The organism is Marinobacter sp. NFXS11 (genome assembly GCF_040148675.1).
Taxonomy (GTDB): domain Bacteria; phylum Pseudomonadota; class Gammaproteobacteria; order Pseudomonadales; family Oleiphilaceae; genus Marinobacter.
Map to the genome: position 1 here is coordinate 142,370 of NZ_JAGDDV010000001.1, position 14,832 is coordinate 157,201.

Annotated in this window: 15 protein-coding genes; 9 read left to right on the forward strand and 6 right to left on the reverse strand. The window is 57.3% G+C overall.

Going from position 1 to position 14,832, the window contains the following annotated elements:
- Nucleotides 1-13 precede the first annotated feature (13 nt).
- Nucleotides 14-556 carry a nitrous oxide reductase accessory protein NosL gene (locus tag J3362_RS00660; RefSeq protein ID WP_349517646.1) on the forward strand — a complete coding sequence of 181 codons (543 nt, stop codon included), beginning with the start codon at nucleotides 14-16 and terminating at the stop codon, nucleotides 554-556.
- 51 nt (nucleotides 557-607) lie between these two features.
- On the opposite strand, the gene moaA is transcribed toward J3362_RS00660, so the two are convergent.
- From moaA to J3362_RS00675, 3 genes are all read right to left on the reverse strand, one after another.
- Nucleotides 608-1,600, reverse strand: coding sequence for a GTP 3',8-cyclase MoaA (gene moaA / locus J3362_RS00665; protein ID WP_349517647.1), 993 nt, complete (start codon nucleotides 1,598-1,600; stop codon nucleotides 608-610).
- A 97-nt stretch (nucleotides 1,601-1,697) separates the two neighbouring features.
- A complete protein-coding gene (locus J3362_RS00670) occupies nucleotides 1,698-2,183 on the reverse strand; it encodes a hemerythrin domain-containing protein (protein ID WP_349517648.1) in 486 nt (161 codons plus the stop codon).
- Between the two features lie 64 nt (nucleotides 2,184-2,247).
- Entirely contained in the window at nucleotides 2,248-4,539 is a 2,292-nt protein-coding gene (locus J3362_RS00675) for a nitric-oxide reductase large subunit (RefSeq protein ID WP_349517649.1), read from the reverse strand.
- A gap of 261 nt (nucleotides 4,540-4,800) precedes the next feature.
- Here J3362_RS00675 and J3362_RS00680 point away from each other — a divergent pair, with 261 nt between their 5' ends.
- From J3362_RS00680 to J3362_RS00690, 3 genes are read left to right on the forward strand one after another with little or no spacing between them, the layout of a single operon-like run.
- Nucleotides 4,801-5,025 (forward strand): hypothetical protein, encoded by a 225-nt coding sequence (locus J3362_RS00680; protein ID WP_349517650.1) that lies wholly within the window; start codon nucleotides 4,801-4,803, stop codon nucleotides 5,023-5,025.
- A 23-nt stretch (nucleotides 5,026-5,048) separates the two neighbouring features.
- Nucleotides 5,049-5,441, forward strand: a complete 393-nt coding sequence (locus J3362_RS00685) for a YbaN family protein (RefSeq protein WP_349517651.1) — start codon at nucleotides 5,049-5,051, stop codon at nucleotides 5,439-5,441.
- A gap of 28 nt (nucleotides 5,442-5,469) precedes the next feature.
- Complete coding sequence (locus tag J3362_RS00690; protein ID WP_014578197.1) at nucleotides 5,470-5,907, forward strand: RrF2 family transcriptional regulator; 438 nt, start codon at nucleotides 5,470-5,472, stop codon at nucleotides 5,905-5,907.
- A 43-nt stretch (nucleotides 5,908-5,950) separates the two neighbouring features.
- Here J3362_RS00690 and J3362_RS00695 read toward each other — a convergent pair whose 3' ends face one another.
- Nucleotides 5,951-7,024 (reverse strand): fatty acid desaturase family protein, encoded by a 1,074-nt coding sequence (locus J3362_RS00695; RefSeq protein WP_349517652.1) that lies wholly within the window; start codon nucleotides 7,022-7,024, stop codon nucleotides 5,951-5,953.
- 54 nt (nucleotides 7,025-7,078) lie between these two features.
- The gene (locus tag J3362_RS00700; RefSeq protein ID WP_349517653.1) at nucleotides 7,079-8,188 is read right to left on the reverse strand and encodes a ferredoxin reductase; all 1,110 of its coding nucleotides are present in this window, start codon (nucleotides 8,186-8,188) and stop codon (nucleotides 7,079-7,081) included.
- A 190-nt stretch (nucleotides 8,189-8,378) separates the two neighbouring features.
- Here J3362_RS00700 and J3362_RS00705 point away from each other — a divergent pair, with 190 nt between their 5' ends.
- Complete coding sequence (locus J3362_RS00705; protein ID WP_349517654.1) at nucleotides 8,379-9,005, forward strand: TetR family transcriptional regulator; 627 nt, start codon at nucleotides 8,379-8,381, stop codon at nucleotides 9,003-9,005.
- Nucleotides 9,006-9,017: 12 nt separating this feature from the next.
- Here the strand turns inward: J3362_RS00705 and J3362_RS00710 are convergent, their stop codons facing one another.
- Nucleotides 9,018-10,487, reverse strand: coding sequence for a WS/DGAT/MGAT family O-acyltransferase (locus tag J3362_RS00710; RefSeq protein ID WP_349517655.1), 1,470 nt, complete (start codon nucleotides 10,485-10,487; stop codon nucleotides 9,018-9,020).
- A 216-nt stretch (nucleotides 10,488-10,703) separates the two neighbouring features.
- Here J3362_RS00710 and J3362_RS00715 point away from each other — a divergent pair, with 216 nt between their 5' ends.
- From J3362_RS00715 to J3362_RS00730, 4 genes are read left to right on the forward strand one after another with little or no spacing between them, the layout of a single operon-like run.
- Nucleotides 10,704-11,588 carry a bile acid:sodium symporter family protein gene (locus J3362_RS00715; protein WP_349517656.1) on the forward strand — a complete coding sequence of 295 codons (885 nt, stop codon included), beginning with the start codon at nucleotides 10,704-10,706 and terminating at the stop codon, nucleotides 11,586-11,588.
- Nucleotides 11,589-11,603: 15 nt separating this feature from the next.
- The gene (locus J3362_RS00720) at nucleotides 11,604-11,984 is read left to right on the forward strand and encodes a CidA/LrgA family protein (protein ID WP_349517657.1); all 381 of its coding nucleotides are present in this window, start codon (nucleotides 11,604-11,606) and stop codon (nucleotides 11,982-11,984) included.
- Nucleotides 11,977-12,714, forward strand: coding sequence for an LrgB family protein (locus tag J3362_RS00725; RefSeq protein ID WP_349517658.1), 738 nt, complete (start codon nucleotides 11,977-11,979; stop codon nucleotides 12,712-12,714). The genes J3362_RS00720 and J3362_RS00725 overlap by 8 nt, the downstream gene beginning before the upstream one ends.
- Nucleotides 12,715-12,738: 24 nt before the next feature.
- On the forward strand, nucleotides 12,739-14,814 hold the full coding sequence (locus J3362_RS00730; RefSeq protein WP_349517659.1) for a TonB-dependent receptor family protein: 2,076 nt from the start codon (nucleotides 12,739-12,741) through the stop codon (nucleotides 14,812-14,814).
- Nucleotides 14,815-14,832 lie beyond the last annotated feature (18 nt).

Genomic DNA, 14,832 nt, shown 5'->3' on the forward strand with positions numbered 1-14,832 from the left:
CGGAGCTGTCCCGATGAACACAAGAAAACTCAACTGGCTCCTTGCCGCCTTCGCAGTTGTTACGCTCACCGCCTGTTCAGGTGCCGAGGAGCAGTCCACCGGCAAGCCTGCCGCGGTCCATTTCGAAAGCGGCGACGAATGCCACGTCTGCGGCATGGTTATCGAGGGTTTTCCCGGCCCCAAAGGCCAGGCTTTCACTGAAAAAGACCACCAGGTTAGAAAGTTTTGCTCCACTCGAGACATGTTCGCGTGGTTCTTGCAGCCAGAGAATGCAAACCGTGATCACACCCTTTACGTGCACGATATGGGACAGACAGATTGGCAAAGCCCCACGGACGCTACCCTGATTGATGCCCGTGACGCTTTCTATGTGGTTGGTTCCAGTCGTACGGGCGCCATGGGGCCAACGCTTGCTTCATTTTCAGCAAAGGCCGAGGCCGAGAAATTCGCAGGACAATACGGCGGTAAGGTGTTGGCTTTTCAAGAAATCACCATGGACCACCTTAATAGCGGCATGGCAATGCATAGTATGGATGGAATGGACCGCCAGAAATGAAAAAGGGGTCAGATGAAAGTCTTCATCTGACCCCTTCGTTGTACTTGCCGCTTAGCCGCCGGTCATGTTCATGAAGCGGAGAATCTGCACATCACCATTCGCTGAAAAGTGATGCCGCTCCGGCTTCAGATCCATGGCGTTGATGATGGTCTCACGCAGTTTGTCATCGGTCACCGGGTTTCCACGCAGCACGCGGCGCAAATCCACCGAGTGCTCATTGCCGAGGCACAGAAGCAGCCGCCCCTCAACGGTTACCCTGACCCGGTTGCAGGTAGAGCAGAAGTTGTGGGAGTGGGGAGAAATGAAACCCACCCGCGTTTCGCTATCTTCCATCCGGTAGTAGCGGGCTGGACCGCCGGAATCCTCGGTTGCCGGAACCAGCTCGTGGTGCTTGCGGATAATGTCCCGAACCTCTTCGCTGGTGCACAACGCCAGGCCGCGATCGTGCTCGGAAATCTCGCCCAGGGGCATCTCTTCAATAAAGGTGATGTCCACCTGCTTTTTCCGGGCGAACTCGACCAGCTCGGGGACCTCTTCATCATTGCGGCCTTTCATGACCACGGTATTGATCTTGATGCCCCGGAAGCCGGCCTCCCGGGCAGCATCAATACCGTCCAGAACCTGCGAGAGTTTGCCGGTGCGGGTGATGTTGCGGAATTTCTCGGGGTCCAGAGAATCCAGGCTGATGTTCAGGCGGTGCATCCCCGCCTTGCGCAGCGGCTCTGCCATGGTGGCGAGCTGGCTGCCATTGGTGGTCATGGCGAAGTCGCGCAAGCCGTAGGTACCGATTTCCTTGACCAGCTCCAGAATGTCCTTTCGTACCATCGGTTCGCCGCCGGTCAGACGGATTTTTTCGGTACCGAGGTCGACAAAGCTACGGGCAACGCGAGCGATTTCTTCGAGGGTGAGAACCTGCTGACGGGGCAGGAAGGTCATATCCTCGGCCATACAGTACACGCAGCGGAAGTCGCAACGGTCAGTGACGGACAGACGCACGTAGTTGACAGTGCGACCAAAACGGTCTGTCAGCTTGTTCTGGGGCATCGGAAGGGTCCTGTTGCCGATTGTTTTTTAACCTGAGTATAGCCCAAGTATTGCAGATTGGATCACCAATTCCGATACCCCTCGGGAGGTAAGCCCATTACCCTTGGGCAGTCAGGCCGTCTATCCGGGCAAACAGCACCGAGTTTTCCAGAGCAATGTGCTCCTTCAGGTCTTCACGAAAAACAGCAATCTTTTCATAGAGCCTGCGCCAGGTGTTGCAGGCACCCTCGGGGAGGCTCAGATTATTGGTGAGCGTATCCAGGCGGATCAGGGCCGAATCGTGGCTTTCATGCTCTGCGCGCATGACGGAGATTGGACCCAACGCCATGCCGGATATGCCGCGGGAGATCATCGGGAACAGAATCTGCTCTTCCTTCGCCATATGGGTCTCCAGTTCCTCGGCCATCTGCGCAAGGTGAGCCGAGAGGCCTGCAGGGCAGTCGGTATGGCCGCCGTGGACCCTTTCCACCCGCTCGGAAAGCCGAACCAGTTCCGGTAGCTGGTCCCGGTGAGTGTCGTGATAGCGGGTAAGGATATGTTCGATCAACTCTTCATTGGATGCCTTGGTTACAGGTTCAGTCATTGTCATGACAGTACTCCTTGGTTGAGGTTCAGAAAGAGGGGCCATCCCTGGCCCGCACTCTCTATCAGGCGCTCAGCTCGCTGGCTGTTCCGCTCTCATCAGTTTCGAGGGCAACCGGCTCCAGGTCCGGGAAGAAGACCCCTTTCACCACTTGCCAGGTGACGGCGAGGGCACCGACGATGAAGACCACGTCGCCAATGGTTCTGACCCAGCGCAGGGTCTGCAGGATATCGCTCTGCATGAAGGCCTCACTGCGTGCGTACCACAGGCCCTCGCTGGCGCTGGCAATGAACTGGATGAAGCCGACCGGCAACAGACTGGTAAACAGCATCATTACCAGGCCAATGTTCAGCCACCAGAAGCCGACTTTCATTAGACGCTCGTCAAAGACAATGCGCGGGCGAATGTAGCGCAGGATCATCAGCGCGAAGCCCAGGGCCAGGAATCCGTAAACACCGAACAGGGCAGCATGGGCGTGTGTCGGCGTGGTGTTCAGGCCCTGGATGTAGTACAGAGCGATCGGTGGGTTGATCATGAACCCGAGTACGCCGGCACCCAGCATGTTCCAGAAGGCAACCGCCACAAAGAACGTCAGTGGCCAGCGGATGTTTTCCATCCACGGTGCACGGGACTTCAGGCGCCAGTTCTCCCAGGCTTCGTAACCGAGTACCACCAGCGGAACCACTTCCAGCGCACTGAAGGTGGCGCCTACCGCCATCACAGGCGTGGTGGTGCCGGCGAAGTAAAGGTGGTGGAAGGTGCCGGGCACGCCGCCCAGCATGAACAGGCTGGCGGATGCCAGGCTGGCCGATGTTGCCACGGTGCGGGACACCAGACCCATGCTGCAGAAGATGAAAGCCAGGGCAGCGGTAGCGAACACCTCAAAGAAGCCTTCGACCCAAAGGTGAACGATCCACCAGCGCCAGTATTCCATGATCGAGATGTGAGTGCGCTCACCGTAGAAGAAACCAGCGCCGTAGAACAGGCCAATGGCAACGACCGAGGCAGTCAGCAGGGCCAGCAGATTCTTGTCGCCAGGCTGGCGCAGGGCGGGAACGATGCCGCGGAGCATCAGCAACAGCCAGAACACGATGCCAAGGAACTTTCCGATCTGCCAGAGGCGGCCAAGATCGACATACTCGTAACCCTGGTGGCCCAGCATGAAGCTGAGGTTGGCCGGCATGATCTGGTTGATAGCAAGGAAGTTGCCAATAAAGGAGCCGACAACCACCGCGACCAGAGCCCAGAACAGGATATCTACACCGAGCTTCTGGAACTTCGGGTCCTTTCCGCCATTGATGATGGGGGCTAGGAACAGGCCGGCGGCGAGAAAACCGGTCGCAATCCAGAACATGGCGGACTGAATATGCCAGGTACGCATCAGGGAATAGGGGAGCCACTCGGAAGTATTGATTCCGTAGAAGCTTTGTCCTTCAACCGTATAGTGCGCAGTAAAGCCGCCCACCATGACCTGGAACGTGAACAGACCTACAACCAGCAGAAGATATTTGCCCAATGCTTTCTGGGACGGCGTGAGCCCGACTGCAGCCAGCGGATCCTTGAGCGGCGCTTCGGGTTCTTCATCCTCTTTGCGCAGGAAGGCCCAGGCCCAGATCAGGCCGCCAACGCCTGCAATTAAAAGCACCACGCTGATGAGCGACCAGACTATATTCTCTCCGCTCGGCCTGTTGTCGATCAGGGGCTCGTGCGGCCAGTTATTGGTGTAGGTAACGTTGCTGTCCGGCCGCTCGGTGGCGGCGGCCCAGGCCGTCCAGAAGAAAAACTCGGTCAGCCTTTCCCGCCGTTCCGGGTCCGGCAGGGTGTTTTCCTTCATGGCATAGTTTTCCCGCGTGGACTGCAGCAGAGGGTCAGCACCGAACAGGTTGTGATAGTAGTCGGCGGTCTGCTTTATCGCTTCTGCGCGCCGCTCCGAGACTTCTGCGGTGCCACGACTACTGTCGTAGGTGTTGGCGCGATACTCGGTTTTCAGTTCGTATTGCAAGGCGTTCTGTTGTTGCGCGCTGAGGCTGTGCCAGCCCTGTCCGTATTCTTCCCGGGCGCCTATTTCCAACCAGTTTTCCAGCTCCCTGTGCAACCAGTCGGCGGTCCAGTCCGGCGCCTGGTAGGCGCCGTGACCCCATATCGAGCCCAGTTGCATGCCGCCAACGGACTGCCAGGCCGTCTGCCCGTCAAGAATGCTTTTCTCCGTCATCAGGGTGTCGCCGTTTGCTGACACAACCCTGTCTGGAATTGGCGGTGCCGCGCGATAGACCTCGGCTCCGAAATAGCCCAGCAATGTGAATGTTGCTGCCAAGATCCCGATCAGCAAAAACCATAGGCGGCGGTATTTAGCCATGGTGCGCTCCCCCTGTTTTGCTCCGGTTGACGTGTTCTGATTTCATAGTCATTTCTCCTTAAACATTCATACAAAATATGTCTTTAATGGCGAAATATTGAATTGATGTATTTCAGGTGTCAACTTTTTCTAGGGGTATCCCCGAATGCGTAGGTGATTTAGAGGCGTTCGTGCAGAACAGCGCAATCTTTATGGTTGATTTCTTACGAGGGTGCGGCTATCTTAAAAAAGTAAATAAAAGATATGTTAAGGGGTGTGATTATGGATGACTTCGAAAAATGGCTGTTCGCGGCGAACAGCGCTCTGGGACTATCGGTGCTGGGTTTACTGATCACAATTGCGTGTGCCTACCCTCTGGCAGGTGCACTTGCGATGCCCGTTCAGATTGCGGCGCACATCGGGACGCTGATTTTCGCGGTCGGCATCAAGGTGGCCTATGTGGCACGACTCGTATTTCTTAGCCGTTTGGGCAGACCTGTTCATTGAATCCCGGTAGAATAGATGTAGTTATGAACCTTGGTGAGAACCCCGTGATGGGCGACCGTTTTGGGAAAACCGGATTTCGCATTCTTGCGTATATATCAATCGGTCTGGCATTTGCCGGGGTGATTTTGCCGCTTATGCCCACGACGATCTTTGTCCTGTTGGCCGCTTTTTTTGCCAGCAAGGGATCGCCAGCCTTTGCGCAGTGGCTTGAAGATCATCCGAGGTTCGGGCCGGCCATTGATCAGTGGCGCACACGCAGGGCGGTGCCGGCAAGGGCAAAGGTGTTGGCGTGCAGCATGATGACGCTTAGTTGGGGCATGCTGTTTGCGTTGGGCGCTTCCGGTTTGGTGCTGTTGATTTCTGGCGTATTTTTATGCGGCACCGCATGTTACTTGGTGACCCGCCCTTCTTACTGAACGATTGTCATAACGACTGGAGCTTTGAATGCACATCACCCGTTACACGGATTATTCACTTCGAGTACTGATTTATCTGGCGGTACAGGGTGATCGTCTGGCGACCATACAGGAAATCGCTGACAGTTATGATATCTCCAAAAACCACCTTATGAAGGTGGTGCACCAGTTGAACAAAAAAGGCTACATCGAGACTATCCGTGGCAAAAAGGGTGGCATGCGTCTGCACCGGTCCCCTTCGGATATCAGCATCGGCATTCTGGTGCGGGAAACCGAACAGGATCTGAGCATCGTTGAGTGCTTCTCCTCCAAGAATGCGTGCAAGATAACACCGGTCTGCGGTCTTAAATCCATGTTTGGGGAAGCACTGAAAGCTTTTCTGGAGGTGCTCGACAAGTACACGCTTGCCGACGTCATTCAGGAACAGCACAGACCCCAGCTTTTGAGATTGCTTCAGATAGCCTGAACCGGCCAGGTCCTCTTTCGCTTGCCTGGCCGGTTCGACCCGGTCAGGCCGCTCTGGCAAGCCCAGCCATTTTTCCGGGCAGGGAGTGCCTCAGTATCCTTTTGATGACTGTTCCGTACTGACTGGCAAAACTGCCGGTGTTGTAGTGTATGCCGTGCTTTTGACACACCGCCTGCACCTTTCCGGAAATTTCCGGATATCGGTGGGCAGGCAGGTCGGGAAACACGTGATGCTCTACCTGGTAACTGAGGTGACCACTCAGGATGTGAAGCCAACGGCCACCGGTGAAGTTTGAAGACCCGGTGAGTTGGCGCAGATACCAGTGGCCTTTGCTTTCGCCCTCGCACTCCTCCTCGGTAAAAGTTTCCGCATCCTGTGTGAAATGGCCGCAGAAAATCACGGTGGATGACCAAAGGTTGCGGATCAGGTTGCTGCCAGCATTTCCCGCCAGAACAATGGGCGCCACCGGTAAGGTGAGCAGCGGAAAGAACACGTAATCCTTGAAGGCCTGGCGGCCACCCTTGCGGGCGAACTCCTTCAGAAACGGCAGTTTTTCCCGCCAGCTGATTTCCCGGCTCCGCAGCTTCTCGGTTTCAAGTTCGTGCAGGCCCACGCCCCACTGGAAGAACACGCTCAGCAGGATGTAATTGATGAACTGCAGCGTGTGCCAGGGTTTCCAGGGTTCGTCATCGGTCAGTCTTAAGACTGCGTAGCCGTAGTCACGGTCCTTGCCGATGATGTTGGTGTAGGTGTGATGTTCATAGTTATGGGTGCGGCGCCAGGAGTCTCCTGTGCAGACCGTATCCCACTCGTAGGTCTGGGAGTGCAGGCTCGGGTCGTTCATCCAGTCATACTGGCCGTGCATCACATTGTGCCCAATCTCCATATTTTCCAGGATCTTGGCAATGCCCAGGGTTGCCGTGGCAGCAACGAACACCGGCGGCAGGAACCCGAACGGCATCATGATCCGGCCACCGGCTTCGAGACTCCGGTGTAGCCGGACCATCCTCCGGATGTAACGTGCGTCCCGCTCTCCGAGGTCCGCCAGAACCTCATCCCGGATCGCGTTCAGATCTGTTTCAAGTTCTGCAAGTTGCGCTTCGGTCATTTTTTTCATGGTCATACTCCCTGCGGTGCACTGAGGCTCCGCGATAAAATCGGGTGTTGGTTCTTAAAGGTCGATTGAGACCGGGCCCCGGGGTACGGAGATACAAAGCTGGACAGTCTCCTCGCCGGGGCCGGAAGCGTGGCCGGTCAGGCGGTTGATGACGGTACCCGTGGTTTTCCGGCAACTGCACTGGTGACAGATGCCCATGCGGCATCCGTGGCGAGGGGTCAGTCCGGCGGCCTCGGCGATTTCCAGCAGGGTGGCATCGCCCTCGGAACCGACCATCATCCGGCTGCCCTCAAACTGAACCTCACCACCGAGCGTTTCGTTCCCCAGGTTGGCACTTGGCACTGAGAAGAACGTGCTGTGGATATCCGCGTCAGCCAAGCCTCGCTCGAAGAGGAGGCCCTGGGCCAGATCCATCAGGCCTTTGGGGCCGCAGAGATAGACCTGCCGAGCCTTGATACCCTGCACTGCATCCAGATCCTGGCCACGCAGGTAGCGAGGTTCCTTGGACTCGTTGGTGGCGATGATATTAAGCGTGAGGGCGCTGTAGCGTGCCTTCAGGGCCAACAGCTTCTCCCGGGCGATAACGTCATCACGGGTTCTGACGAAATACAGCAGTGTCACCGGTGCCCGGTAATCCTGGGCCGCCATGGTCTCAAGCTGGCTCAACACTGGTGTGATGCCGCTGCCACCGGCAATGAACAGCGCCGGCCGGGCCGGTTCTGATATCAGAAAATCACCAAAGGCCTCGCCCAGACCGATTACCGCACCCGTGCGCAGGTCATCGTGGAGCCAGTTGGTCACCAGGCCACCGGGAAGGCGTTTGATGGTCAGCGTGACCAGTCCCTGTTCCTGCCAGAGCAGGGGTGAGCTCGAGAGGCTGAACGTACGGTTGCGTCGGATTCCGTCAACTTCAATACAGATGTTCACATGCTGGCCCGCGCGAAAGCCCGACCAGCGTCTGGCCGGCTTCAGAACCAGTGTCTTGGTATCCCGGGTTTCAGAAAGGATCTGCTCCACTCTGGCCGGTGTGTACTCTTGTACCCACATGGGGTTGATGCGTTCCAGCAGTGGGTCAAAAAACGCTTCCGGGTCATCCCGGTTGAATAGCTGCCTTCCGAGCCAGTGAAGGGCTTTTTGCGGGGTCTGTTTCGCTAACATGATCATTGCCTCCCTGAGGCTTTCTTCAATCCATGTGTACAAGTGTTCACTAATGTGTACGAATGTACACACGACTATGGAAACTAACAACGGCTGAACTCGTAATGGCTCAAAATGACAAGCATTCTGTACTTTTATTTTTTGGGATGTGTACACTTGTGAACCATTGGCTAACGGCAGGCGGCATGGATACAGGATGGCGGAAAAACAGCGAAGAAAGCCCGGTGAAACCCGCGAGAAACTGATGACCGCGGCGTTAACCCTGGTCGGCAAGGGCCGGCATTTCGCCAGCCTTGGTATCCGGGAAGTGACACGTCAGGCAGGCGTGGTGCCCACCTCGTTTTATCGGCATTTCCGCAATATGGACGATCTTGGGCTGCAGCTTGTGGATGAACTGGGGCTGGTGCTGCGCAGGATGATGCGAGAAGCCCGGGCGAATGTGTTGCAGGCAGACAAACTGATTGAGGAGTCGGTGGCCATTTTTATCAGCCACGCGCAGGCCAACCGGAGTTTTTTTCTGTTCATGGCCCAGGGACTGGCCGGTGAGAGCAGGGCAGTGCAGGAGGGTATCCGGAGCGAGATGCGTTTTTTTGCCAGTGAGCTAGCCAACGATCTGCGAAGGCTGAGATTGGTAGACCATCTGACCGACCAGGATCTGGACATGACCAGTGATCTGGTGGTGCGAAGTGTCGCCTTTAGCCTGACCGATCTGCTCGGCGTATCCGCCGATGATGACTATCAGATTGAGCAGATCAGGAAGCGGACCACCCGCTTCCTGCAATTGATTTTCGTGGGCGCCGCCCACTGGAAAAGCGCTGGCTGATTGTCCTTTGTATCAGTCCGCTTTACTCTTTTTCGTCGACGGTTTGCGCGGCACACTGGGCTTGGCCGCAGCTTTCGGTTTGGCCTTTGGCGGAAGAATCAGGCTTTCCAGTTCGTCCAGTGCTTCACCCGTGTAAACCGCAAGCCTCTGCATGCTTGGCAGGGTATCCCTGCAGCCCGTGTAACCGAAGTTCAGTGATCCGTCATAGCTCAGGCAGGTGATGTTCAAAGCGCCACCGTGAGTAATCAGCGATACAGGGTACATGGCTTCCAGTTTCGCGCCCTCGTAGTAAAGCGTTCTCTGGGGCCCCGGTACATTGGAAATGGTGACGTTAAATACCGGACGCATCCGACCGCCAAGGCCGGACATCAATTGCAGGATGTAGGGCGACATCAGGAGCATGGTGTACTGGGTGAGCGCGCTCTTGGGTAGCTTCTGCAAATGCTCTTTGGCCCTTCGCGTTGATGCCTTGATGTTTTGCAGGCGGGTCAGTGGATCGGCTTCGTCGGTCGCAAGCGAGGAGATCATGAAACTGATCTGGGTGCCTGTCCCTTCGTCATCAGACGGCCGGATGTTGACCGGTATGCCAGCGGTGAGGGGAACGTCCGGCAATTCATCCTGTTCCAGCAGAAAACGCCTGAGGGCAGTCCCGCACAGGTACAGAACGATATCGTTAAGGGAAGCGCCGGAAACGTGGGCAAGCTCCTTGATCCTGTCGAGCTGATAATGCTGGGTGGCAAACCGGCGCTGGCCGGTGACCCGGTGATTGATCTTGGACACGGGCCCCGTAAACGGTGCCGTGAGGCCATCCTCGGGGTGACGGACCGAATGCACCAGCCTGTTGCCTGCTTGTAACAAACGTGGCGCCATATCCGCCTGCAGTTTCAGTGCCTCCATGGCCTGTGAGACCGCGCCGGGCACGCTGGCCTCGGAATCGGATTTGCTGCCGCGCCGGCGCTCCGGCCGAACCGACCAGGGTGGCGGCATGTCCCGTTTGTCGGGATCGGTTGTCAGTACCCGTTGCATCAGGCGTACACCACTGATGCCATCAATCATGGAATGATGCATCTTGGTATAGAGTGCAAAACGGTTGTTCTCGAGACCCTCGATAACGTGGCATTCCCAGAGTGGGCGGGCAAAATCCAGGGGGTTGGAGTGCAGGCGCGATATCAGTATGCCCAGTTCCCGTTCACCGCCGGGGCGCGGCAGTGCCGAGTGACGCACGTGGTAATCCAGATCGATTTTCTTGTCGACTTTCCAGCCTGGCGCCAGTACCCGACCCAACAGCCCGGACCAGGCAAGCTTTAAACCCCAGGGGGGCGCGACATCGCCGGTTTCCTTCATGCGGGTCACCATGTCCCGGAGGAAGGTTTCAGGGGCGCCCTCCGGTAGCGAAAAGATCTGCAGGTTGCCCACATGCATGGGGGTGTCTTCAGATTCTACGGCCAGCCAAGAGGCATCCAGAGTTCCCAGGCGTTTCATTCCTTGTGCGTCTCCACCAGTGTCCAGGTATTTTAGTTATCTGATGCAAGTATACTTGCAACTGCTTCGTGACACGATGTTTCAGGTCATAAAGTTCCCCGGTTCTGCAGTGCCTTATCGCCTTTAACCTTTGCCGTTTTAGTCTCCCGAAAGAGGCGAGTGTGTGCTACTTTTCATCGGTTGGTTGCAGTAAAAACAAAAACATCCGGAGGCGTTGTGGAATCCAGCCCGCTTATCTCGGCAGGACTGCCGATTGCTCTGTTCATCATTATGATCGGTATCGGCATGACCCTGACGATACGAGATTTTCGCCAGGTGGCGGTGTATCCGAAAGGGATGATCGTCGGCACCATTGCCCAGATTCTTGTCATGCCGCTCATCGCCTTCATGCTGGCCACGTTGCTGGCGGTTCCGCCGGCCATAGCGGTCGGACTGGTGATCATCGCCGCCTGCCCTGGAGGCACCACCTCGAATCTGTTTGTGCTGCTCTCGCGGGGTAACATTGCCCTCTCCATAGTACTGACTGTCAGCGCCAGCCTGATCACCATTCTTACCCTGCCGCTGTTTACCAATATTGCCCTTCAGCACTACATGGGTACCGAGGAAAACATCGTGTTGCCGGTCTGGAAAACCGTGGGGATGCTGATTGGCATCGTGCTCTTCCCGGTAGCGATCGGGATGGTGGTTCGTACCCGCAAGCCGGAAGTTGCCCGTAAGGCAGAGGGCATTGTGAGCATCTTCGGCGGTGTTGTGCTAGCGGTGCTGATTGTGGCCCTGGTTTATGGGGTTCGTGACCAGATCTGGGAGCTTCTGAAACAGGCGGGGCCGGCAACCATCCTGTTGAATCTGGCCGGTATTGGTCTCGGTCTGGCAGCCGGCCGAATGGCGGGTCTGACCCAGCGGGAATCGCTGGCAGTGGCGGTGGAGCTGGGTGTAAAAAACGGCACCATTGCCCTCATGGTCACCCTGACTCTGCTGGAGTCCAGCGCCATGTCGATCCCGGCTGCGGTATACGGGGTGCTGATGTTCCCGATCGGCTTTGTTCTCGCCATGTACGGCCGAAGCATCATTCCCATTTCGACGGTACAGAGTAAAAACTGACTGGAGTCCTGCGTTATGCAGTTCCTGAACGGCATTACCCTTTTGCTTGTCTATCAGTTGGTAGGGGAGATTACGGTTCGATTGCTCGGTGTTCCCATCCCCGGGCCCGTACTTGGCATGGTGATGCTGTTCGTAACTTTGATGATACGGGGCAAGGCGCCGGAGTCTGTCGATCAGGCGTCCACGGCCTTGCTCAGTCATCTCTCGCTTCTGTTTGTTCCCGCTGGGGTGGGCATGATGGCGCATTTTGGCCGCATCGCCGACGAGTGGGTTCCGATAACCCTGGCGCTGCTCTTGAGCACGGTAATTACTATGGTCGCCACCGCCCTGATTATGCAGGTGACCACCCGCTGGTTTGCCAAGCCGCTTGCTGAAAAGGAGGGCGGCGATGAATGAGCCGGGCCTGCAAGACATCTGGGTATATCTCTCCGCATCACCGCTATTGGGGCTCACGATCACCCTGGTGGCCTATGGCCTGGCCTACCGGCTGTATCTGAAAACCAACTCCAACCCTCTGGCCAATCCGGTGGTCACGTCCGTCGCCATGCTCATTATCCTGCTGCTGGCGACAGGCACTTCCTACAGCGATTATTTTGAAGGTGGCCAATTTGTTCACTTTCTGCTCGGTCCGGCCACGGTGGCGTTGGCCGTTCCCCTGTACCAGCAGTTCTCCAGGCTTCGCCAGCTCTGGTTACCGGTGACGATTTCGCTTTTCTGCGGCGTTGTCATCGCTGCAGGCAGCTCTATCGGCCTGGCCCGGCTTCTGGGTGGGTCCACGGAGATCCAGATGTCCCTGGCCCCGAAATCGGCAACGGCGCCGGTGGCTATGGGGATTTCCGAAAAAATTGGCGGCCTTCCGTCGCTGACTGCCGTGTTGGTTGTTATCACGGGCATCACGGGCGCCGTTCTGGGCACCAAGCTCTTTGAGTGGATCCGGGTTCGTGATGACACCGCCAAAGGCATCGCCATGGGTGTTGCGGCACACGGTATCGGGACCGCCCGGGCGTTTCAGGTAAGTTCGCAGATGGGTGCATTTTCCGGACTTGCGATGGCGCTTTCCGCCTTCGCTACCGCCTTGCTCGTGCCCTGGCTGGTTGATCTGCTTGAAGCCTGGATCCCCGCCTGAGCCTGCTAACCCCGAGGAGACCCTTTGAACAGCAATAACTTGCTTGCAGCTATGGCGATGGCGCCTATCTGGTTGTCCGCGCCTTCGGCAGTGCTGGCTCAGTCATCAGGGGGCTCGGACGAGGAGCTGGTACTTGAGGTGACCTCTCCGAGGCTGGTGCGGGATCTTTATGAAACGCCCGCTGCGGTCTCGGTGGTCAATGCTCCGGACATCCGTGAGGGCCAGCAGCGTCTGCAACTGGATGAATCCCTCAATACCGTCCCGGGTCTGTTCTTTCAGAACCGCTACAACTTCGCCCAGAATCTAAGATTGTCTACTCGCGGGTTCGGCGCCAGAGCGCCCTTCGGTATTCGGGGTATCCGGATTCAGGTGGATGGCATCCCCTACACGCTGCCCGATGGCCAGTCCCAGATTGATGCCATTGATCTGGATTCCGCCCAGCGAATCGAGGTCATTCGGGGGCCTGCCTCGGTTCAGTATGGGAATGCCGCGGGCGGTGTGATCGATATTTCCACTGCGCTGGGTAATGAGCTACCCCAGGGCGGCCGGCTGCGGCTCGATGGCGGCAGTGACGATTATCGCAAGGCCGCGATACAGGGAAATGGCGTTGATGGGGATACCAGCGGTATAGCAACGCTTTCCTGGCTGACGTTTGATGGCCACCGGGAACAGAGCAAGGCAGAGAAAGCACTGTTTAACGCCCGTGTGGCACGGGATCTGGATTCTGAACGGCGGGTAACCGCTACATTCAACGCGTTACACAACCCGAAATCCGAAGATCCGGGCGGGCTTACCCTGGCTCAGGCCGAAGAAGATCCGGAGCAGGCCACCGCATTGGCCAAGAGGCTGGACAGTAGCCAGACCGTGAACCAGCAGACCCTGGGTGTAAGACTTGAAGATTCGGGCGTCCTTCCCGGCCAACTCACCCTCGACACCTTCTACACTCACCGGGATTTCGCGCAGCAGTTGCCGTTTCCCGGAAGCAGCCGCATAGCCTACGACCGGCACTTTTACGGCATCAGTTCCCAGTACCAGCAGGAATCGACTCTGGCCGGATTGCCCCTGGTGTGGGTTACCGGCCTGGATGTTCACCATCAGTCCGACGACCGGCGCCGCTATTCGGTGTCTATCGATGGCGATATCACCGGCCAGACCCAGGCGGAAAACCAGAGTGCCACCAATGTGGCGGTGTTTGGCCAGGGCGACCTGGCGCTGAGCGACGCACTCAACGTCTCCCTTGGCGTGCGGTTCGACCGGTTGCGTCTGGCCATTGACGACGACTGGCTGCAAGACGGTAACGATGATTCGGGCAACCGGACTTTCCGGGAATACAGTGGCGTTGCCGGTATCAGCTACAAACTGGCACCGGCGCACCAGGTATACGCCACCCTCGGTACGGCGTTCGAGTCACCCACCTTTACTGAGTTTGCCAATCCGAATGGCGGCGGCTTCAATCCCGAGCTGGAGCCGCAGCAGGCATTGAATCGCGAGCTGGGTATGCGCGGCATGCTTGGCCGTGGCCTCAGCTATGACATGGCCCTGTTCTCCATCCGGGTGGAGGACGAGATCCTGCCCTTTAACGTGGGCGATCAGACCTTGTACGAAAACGCGGGCGAAACCCGTCGCAATGGCTTTGAACTGGGTCTGGCCTGGGACCTTTCCTACGCCTGGCGGGTAACCAGCGCGCTGACCCTGGCGGATTACGAGCTAAGGGACTTTGTGGATGAGCAGGGCAACGACGCCAGCGGCAACGCCATTCCAGGTCTGCCGGAGCGGCTCTGGGTGAGCGAGCTGGAGTGGCGGGGTGCAGCCGGTCGTTTCGCGGCTCTGGAGTGGCAGTATGTGGGTGAATTCTACGCCGAAAACAGCAACCAGACCCTGGTGAGTGACTATTGGCTGGTCGGTATACGTGCCGGCGATTCAGTGCGCATGGCGGATCAGACCCTGAACCTGTATGCCGGGATCCGCAATCTGCTGGATCAGGACTACTTCAGTAACGTGCGGATAAACGCCAATGCGAACCGCCCGGTGGAAGACCGGGGCTATTTCGAACCCGCCCCGGGAAGAACTTTTTATGCGGGCCTGGAATGGGTATTCTGAGGGGCGATAACAACACAA

Bases quoted from the DNA above. Each gene is read 5' to 3' on its own strand.
- J3362_RS00660 (WP_349517646.1), top strand. From the start codon at position 14: ATGAACACAAGAAAACTCAACTGGCTCCTTGCCGCCTTCGCAGTTGTT.
- moaA (WP_349517647.1), bottom strand. From the start codon at position 1,600: ATGCCCCAGAACAAGCTGACAGACCGTTTTGGTCGCACTGTCAACTAC.
- J3362_RS00670 (WP_349517648.1), bottom strand. From the start codon at position 2,183: ATGACTGAACCTGTAACCAAGGCATCCAATGAAGAGTTGATCGAACAT.
- J3362_RS00675 (WP_349517649.1), bottom strand. From the start codon at position 4,539: ATGGCTAAATACCGCCGCCTATGGTTTTTGCTGATCGGGATCTTGGCA.
- J3362_RS00680 (WP_349517650.1), top strand. From the start codon at position 4,801: ATGGATGACTTCGAAAAATGGCTGTTCGCGGCGAACAGCGCTCTGGGA.
- J3362_RS00685 (WP_349517651.1), top strand. From the start codon at position 5,049: ATGAACCTTGGTGAGAACCCCGTGATGGGCGACCGTTTTGGGAAAACC.
- J3362_RS00690 (WP_014578197.1), top strand. From the start codon at position 5,470: ATGCACATCACCCGTTACACGGATTATTCACTTCGAGTACTGATTTAT.
- J3362_RS00695 (WP_349517652.1), bottom strand. From the start codon at position 7,024: ATGAAAAAAATGACCGAAGCGCAACTTGCAGAACTTGAAACAGATCTG.
- J3362_RS00700 (WP_349517653.1), bottom strand. From the start codon at position 8,188: ATGATCATGTTAGCGAAACAGACCCCGCAAAAAGCCCTTCACTGGCTC.
- J3362_RS00705 (WP_349517654.1), top strand. From the start codon at position 8,379: ATGGCGGAAAAACAGCGAAGAAAGCCCGGTGAAACCCGCGAGAAACTG.
- J3362_RS00710 (WP_349517655.1), bottom strand. From the start codon at position 10,487: ATGAAACGCCTGGGAACTCTGGATGCCTCTTGGCTGGCCGTAGAATCT.
- J3362_RS00720 (WP_349517657.1), top strand. From the start codon at position 11,604: ATGCAGTTCCTGAACGGCATTACCCTTTTGCTTGTCTATCAGTTGGTA.
- J3362_RS00725 (WP_349517658.1), top strand. From the start codon at position 11,977: ATGAATGAGCCGGGCCTGCAAGACATCTGGGTATATCTCTCCGCATCA.